This window comes from Roseomonas rosulenta, from assembly GCF_016106005.1.
In the GTDB taxonomy this organism is placed as follows: Bacteria; Pseudomonadota; Alphaproteobacteria; order Acetobacterales; family Acetobacteraceae; genus Neoroseomonas; species Neoroseomonas rosulenta.
In genome coordinates, this window is sequence record NZ_JACADR010000655.1 from 1 (window position 1) to 565 (window position 565).

At 79.8% G+C, this 565-nt stretch carries 1 protein-coding gene; it reads right to left on the reverse strand.

The window, feature by feature from the left end; genetic code table 11:
* A partial coding sequence (locus HW578_RS27490) for a hypothetical protein (RefSeq protein ID WP_198373845.1) occupies positions 1-565 on the reverse strand: 565 nt, incomplete at both ends.

Genomic DNA, 565 nt, shown 5'->3' on the forward strand with positions numbered 1-565 from the left:
GAACAGCGGTGGCAGGCCGTCGCGCAGCGCCACGGCGAAGGCGAAGCGCGGCCCGCCGGGGCCGAGCAGCCGCGCCGCAACCTCCTCGCGCGCCGCGGCGACCGCCGCGGGGCCGGATTCGCCCAGTACTAGCGCGACCACCACCCCGGCCCCGGTCTGCGCCCGCAGCGCCGCCAGCGCGCCCAGGAACTGCGCCGGCGGATCGACCGGCGCCGCGGCGCAGGCACTGATGCCCCCGCCACGCCCCTCCGGCAGTTCCAGCACCGCGGTCTGCTGCGCCAGCAGCGTGGCGACGAGTGGGCGCGCCACGTCGAAGCCACGCCCCTCGGGCGCCATCACCACCGCCGCGGCATCGCCGCTCTGCCAGCCAGGCGGCAGGTTCAGCAGCAGCAGCCGGGCGCAGGCGGTGGCCTCGCCGGGCCGTGCGGCGGGCGTGGTCCAGAGCAGCTCCGTCGCGGCGAAGCCGTCCTCGGCCCGCACCGGGCCGCCGGCCAGGATCGCGCCGAGCAGGGCGGCGACCGGCAGCGCCTTGCGCGCCGCCACCAACGGGGCGGGCAGCGCGCCC